Raw genomic sequence first — 2,074 nt, 5'->3', positions numbered from 1 at the left:
TATTTCCTTCTATTTAAATATTATATCAATAATCTATTAATATATTTAATCTACAATTGATTTTAACTGCTTTCTATCATTAAAGAATTTTTTATAACTTAAATAAGTTGCTATAATTGTAGCTATGGACGAAGATGATAAAATCATAAAAGTAACCATTATCTGAAATTTAACTGCAACCACTGGAGATGAGCCTGCCAGAATTAATCCTGTCATCATCCCTGGTAATGAAACTATTCCTAAAGTTTTAGCAGAATCAATAGTTGGCATTATGGATATTTTAATACTCTCTCTAATTATCTCAGCTGATGCTTCTTTTATGCTTGCTCCTAGGGATAACTTAACTTCGACTGCTATTGAATTATTTTTAAAATTATTAACTAAGTTTCTATAACTTAGTCCTATGGCAACCATTGAATTACTTATTATCATTCCTGCTACAGGTATTACTTCATTAGGAGTATGTTCTATTGCTTTTGATCCAATTAAAATACCTAAAGTAGCGACCGTTCCTATAGAAATAGATATAAATGATATTAAAACTTGATTTTCTATAAGAAATCCTTTTTTCCTTGTATTAATGGCTGCATTAAAAATCATTACTAAGACTAATACAGCTGTATAAATTAACTTGTCTAGCCCAAATATAAAATCTAATACATATCCAATTACTAATAGTTGAATTATTGCTCTTAACATACTAATTATAATATCTCTATTTAATTCTAATTTTTCTTTGTATGAAATCATAATAGGAATTATTAGTAATACTGATGATAAAATTAACGCCTCTGTTTTCATTAGTTAAACTCCTCTAATTTTTCAATTTTTCCTTTTGATACAGTTATCCTTTTATTGAATATAGTTTCACTTTGTTTCTCACTATGAGTAACCCATAATATAGTTACTCCTTCTTTATTTAGTTCTTCTATATAATCTTCTATAATTTTTGTATTTTCAATATCTAAAGCAGATGTTATTTCATCTAACAATAAAACTTCTGGTGTAAAAATAATATTTCTTATAAAAGCTATTCTTTGTTTCTCTCCTCCAGATAATAAATTTATATTTTTATTTATTATATCTTCTTTTAGTTTAAATCTCTTCAACAAATTAATTATTCTTTCATTGTCTATTTCTTTATTTCTTATTTTAAAAGGAAATTCTAAATTATCATAAACTGTATTTCCAAACAAATATGGTATTTGAATAGAATAACTAATTTTTTTCCTTAAGTCCGTTGATTCATAATAAGAGTATTCTTTTCCTTTAAACTTAATACTTCCTTCTTTTACTTCTATCAAATCTCCACATATTTTTAATAATGTACTTTTTCCACTTCCAGATTCACCTATTATAGATATACAATCTCCTTTATTTATATCTATTGTAATTCCATCTAAAATCACATTTTCATTATCTTCATATCTTATATTATCTAGCTGAATTATTTTCATATATTCCTCACTTACCAAACATTATAATGTACTTTTTTTCGTCTACTTTTCTTCTTTTTATATCTTTAGACTGAGCATATCATATTTCTACAAGAGATATTTGTATAATACATTTTCTTATACTCTGTCTATTTTCTATAATGTTCACTTATCCATCCTCTATCAATATCATCTTTCGATATCATAATTTGATATTAACATGTATAATAAATTTTTACAATAAAAAAGATAAGATATTGATTTACAATATCTTACTTCTTTTATAAAACTTCATTTACTAACTCTTTTAAATTTTCCTTTAAATCATTTAATAATTCATTACCTTTATCAGTATTCTTATAGTATTTTCTTATTTTCCCATTAACATTTTTCTCTTCTTTAAGTAAATATCCTTCATCTACCATTGATTTTAATGTTGGATATAATGTTCCAGGGCTTATATTATATCCATGTTCTTTTAATTCTTCAATCATCCAACTCCCATAAAAACATTGCTCATTACCATGATGCAGTATATGAATATATATTAATCCATTAAAAATTTTCCTAATTATTTGATCTTTCAAAAACTCAACTCCTTAGTTATATTTATATAATTCTATTTTAATCCATATATA

3 protein-coding genes are annotated in these 2,074 nt (G+C 24.1%); all 3 read right to left on the bottom strand.

Translation table 11 applies throughout. The annotated features are described in order from the left end of the window. Positions 1 to 45: 45 nt before the first annotated feature. Positions 46 to 801 (bottom strand): ABC transporter permease, encoded by a 756-nt coding sequence (locus NSA58_RS19510; RefSeq protein WP_074080125.1) that lies wholly within the window; start codon positions 799 to 801, stop codon positions 46 to 48. Continuing rightward, entirely contained in the window at positions 801 to 1,457 is a 657-nt protein-coding gene (locus tag NSA58_RS19505) for an ABC transporter ATP-binding protein (RefSeq protein ID WP_039679988.1), read from the bottom strand. Before NSA58_RS19505 ends, NSA58_RS19510 begins: the two co-directional genes overlap by 1 nt. Before the next feature lie 260 nt (positions 1,458 to 1,717). Next, positions 1,718 to 2,023, bottom strand: a complete 306-nt coding sequence (locus tag NSA58_RS19500; protein WP_039679987.1) for a PadR family transcriptional regulator — start codon at positions 2,021 to 2,023, stop codon at positions 1,718 to 1,720. Between the last annotated feature and the right edge of the window lie 51 nt (positions 2,024 to 2,074).

This window comes from Terrisporobacter muris, from assembly GCF_024621905.1.
Lineage (GTDB): Bacteria > Bacillota > Clostridia > Peptostreptococcales > Peptostreptococcaceae > Terrisporobacter > Terrisporobacter muris.
This window is presented reverse-complemented; position numbering and strand designations above follow the sequence as displayed.